Source organism: Rhodoferax sp. (genome assembly GCF_028688795.1).
Lineage (GTDB): Bacteria > Pseudomonadota > Gammaproteobacteria > Burkholderiales > Burkholderiaceae_C > Rhodoferax.
Window position 1 is genome coordinate 1 of the sequence record NZ_JAQTXM010000093.1, and the last position, 3,265, is coordinate 3,265.

The following is a 3,265-nucleotide window of genomic DNA, read 5'->3' on the forward strand; positions in this document are numbered from 1 at the left end:
AAGGGGTTGAAGCTGGATTCGATGGCCATGATGGCCAGGATCAGGGTCGGATCGATCTTGGTGCGTGCGCCGGTTTCATAAGCTTCAGCCACCAGTGCGCTCAGGGGTTCTGGCGCAACGCGGTATTTCTTGCTCAGCCAGTAAGCCACCGCAGCCTGCTCTTTTGGCAGGTCCTTGGGGTTGCTGGCAGTGGCGCGTTCGATGGCACCCAGCTCTACTGGCATTTCCAGCAGGGCCACCTGACGGGACTGCAGCCAGTCCATCAGATGCGCCTCGCCCGCCTGGCGCAGGTCCGGGCGGGCCGTAAGGGTCAAAACAACAAAGGCAACGGCCAGCCCGATGAGGGCAAAACTGTTGTGGGTGATTTCAAGGAAACCTTCGGTCACGTCGGCCACGAAGGTCCGTACGCCGGAGACTATTTTTCCTGACGCTGTCATAGCTCTTCCTTTCTGAAGCGACGCCTGCTTGCGATACCGTCGTCAACGACAGCATCGGCTCAGGGAGTCACCTGGATTGGTACGCCATCAATTCCGTGCTTCGTTCATGACTCGAGCGATGAATTGACTTAGCCGGGTTCGGCAGCGGGTTGGGGTTTTTACTAGCCCTGTTGGGGGCTGGCGGATTCTAGGAGGTCACTTAATGCCAAGTCAATACTAACAAAGTTATTCAAAATACATAATTGTTATGATAAAGCTGTAAAAAACCTCAGTAAAGCGCCTATTTTTGCAATTTCGGCTTACATGGAAGCGCATGTTCTGTGACCACTGTGTGTCAATTTCAATCGCGGTCTTGTGGGCCATTGAGAATGCAATTTGAGTTGGGCCAGTGAGTTTGGTAAGGTTGCGTTGCCTGTCGATTTCAGGCATCGCCAGACAAAGCAAAGTCTCCCGCTGAAGGCATGCAGTGCCCAGGTGCAGCAGATGCAGCTTTTATGGCAAACCTTGGAGGCAATACCTTGTCTCCTCGCAATGTGGACTTTCAACTCCAGATTGCGAACCGATGGCAAAGACCGTTGCGTCAGCCGTCAAGCCCGGTGGGCAGGCCATGAGGTCTGTCCACCGGGCTTTCTTGTTGGTGCATCCATGCCGGGTGTTGTGTCTGTGTTTTGGCCGGTTGCAGGGGCCAGTTCGCCGGTTGCATATATATAGGGATAATGGGCGAGGTTCTCCATGGCTGGCCTCGTTGCGCCGGGAGAGTGGATTTCATCAACCGACCTGCCCGTGTCAGTCGATCTGACCAGCTTGCGCCAGATCATTTCTTGATGCTTGGCCCGACGCCATGGCGTGGTCTTTTGCTGGAACCCGGTGAAAATGGCACTCCCGCTCGCAAGCGCTCACGCATGTGGCCGCAGCGTCCAGCTTTCCCCCAAGTGGCTTGTCCGGTCCTCTCATTCATTGGATCCATGTTTCCTTTTTTTTCTCGCAGCAAAATGTCCGACGTACCTGAAGTGAATCCGGCCCCGGCCAAAACCCAAGAGTCGCATCCCCTGGATGCGCTGACTGGTGGCGCTTTCTCGGCCGCCACGTCAAGTGAGCGGGCTTCCCGCATCCGTGACTGGCTCGCCACCCAGCCGGCGCCCGAGCAACTGCAAGAGGTTTTCAAGGAACTGAGCGGGCGCGACAAGGGGGCTGCACGCGCGGTACGCGAACGGCTGGATGAAATCCGCCGCGCCAAAGGACAGGAGGCCATTGCGGCCGAGTGGGCCGAGAAGGCCCAGGCATTGCTTGCCGCTCCCAAGCTCAACATTGCCGACGCCTTGGCGTGGCAGCGCGATGCGGCCAAGGCGGGCGCGCCCCTTTCGCGCGAACCTCTTTCGCTGCTCAAGGTGCAGGTCGCCGATCGCGTGAAGGTGATCGAAGACCTGCAGCACCGTGTGCAGGTGCAGCGAGAAGCCGCCGTGCTGTTGGCCCAACGCATCGAGGTGCTCTCCACCAAGTCCTGGAAAGATGCGCATGCTGCGTTGGAATTGCTGCGTGCCGACGTTGAGCGCTGGCAGGAGCAAGCCCAGGAGTTGACCGGAGACGCCAGCTGGGTCAGCGTGGAGGCGCGCTTTCCGCCACTGCTGGAGGCCTCGCGCACACAGTTGCTGGTGGTGTGGGACGCCTTCCAGCCCGCCGTGGCGCAAGCCGCTGCGGCTGCCGAGGACGCGGCTGCCCCATTGCCGCCCGTACCCGTGTGGGCCGATGAATTGCGTGTTGTGCGCGGGCTGCCAACTGAGGCGGCTGCCGCAGTCGCTGCCAAGCCCGCCCGAGTGGTCAAGCCCAAGGTCGCACCTGAGGTGGTTGAAAAGGCCGTGCAAGTCGTGCGCGAAGCCCTGGCAACGCTGGAAAAGGAAACCGCCGAAGGGCATGGCAAGGCCAGTGCGGGCGCTGCTGCGGCACTGCGCGCCGTGCTGAAGGTCCATGGCAAGCACATTGACTCCGCGCTGGAGCACCAGGTGCACGCTGCCCTGGTGGCTGCGGGTGAGCTGGAAGGCTGGCAGCGCTGGAGTGCAGACCAGGTCCGTGAAGACTTGGTGGCCAAGGCAGAAGCCCTGCTGCATCGTCCTGACGGTCAGGCGTTGGGTGGCCGCAAGATGCAGGAGTCACTGCGCCAGTTGCGCGAACAGTGGAAGCAGTCGGATCAGGGCGGTGCAGCCAACCACGGCTTGTGGAAAAAGTTTGATGAGGCGTGCAATGCCGCGCACAAGGTGGTGGAAGCCTGGCTCGAAAAGATCCGCACCGAAGCTGCCGAGCACAAGGCCCAGCGCATGGCCCTGATCGAAGAGGTCAAGGCCTGGGCGCAAGAGCATGCCGCCTCTGGTGACTGGAAGGCCATCAACCGCGCACTGCACCAGTTTGGCGACCGTTGGCGTGAAGGCGGTCATGTCGGCGAAAAGATCTTTGCCGAACTGCAGCCGCTTTGGAAGCAGACCATCGCCGCTGCCGCCGCACCGCTGGAGAACGCGCAAAAAGAGAGCCTTGCCCGTCGCCACGCCATGATTGATGAAGCGGTGGCACTGGGCGCTGCTCCCACGCTGCGCATTGATGCGGTCAAAGCCTTGCAGCAGCGCTGGCAGGCCGAAGCCCAGACCGTGCCATTGGACCGCAAGCATGAGCAAAAGCTGTGGGATGCCTTCCGCAAGCCGATTGACGAAGCCTTCAACCGCAAATCGGCAGACCGCGAAAAGGCTGTGACTGAACTGAGTGCGCGTGATCGGGTGGTGCTGGAGGCCTCCAAGGCGCTGGAAGCGGCCAATGCCAGCGGCGATGTGCAGCAAATTCGC

Annotated in this window: 1 protein-coding gene and 1 pseudogene; one reads left to right on the plus strand and one right to left on the minus strand. The window is 60.4% G+C overall.

The window, feature by feature from the left end; genetic code table 11:
- A pseudogene (locus tag PHQ58_RS23520) lies at nucleotides 1-437 on the minus strand (lytic transglycosylase domain-containing protein); the annotation flags it as partial.
- Nucleotides 438-1,402: 965 nt separating this feature from the next.
- Here PHQ58_RS23520 and PHQ58_RS23525 point away from each other — a divergent pair.
- A partial coding sequence (locus PHQ58_RS23525) for a DUF349 domain-containing protein (protein ID WP_300116346.1) occupies nucleotides 1,403-3,265 on the plus strand: 1,863 nt, incomplete at its 3' end.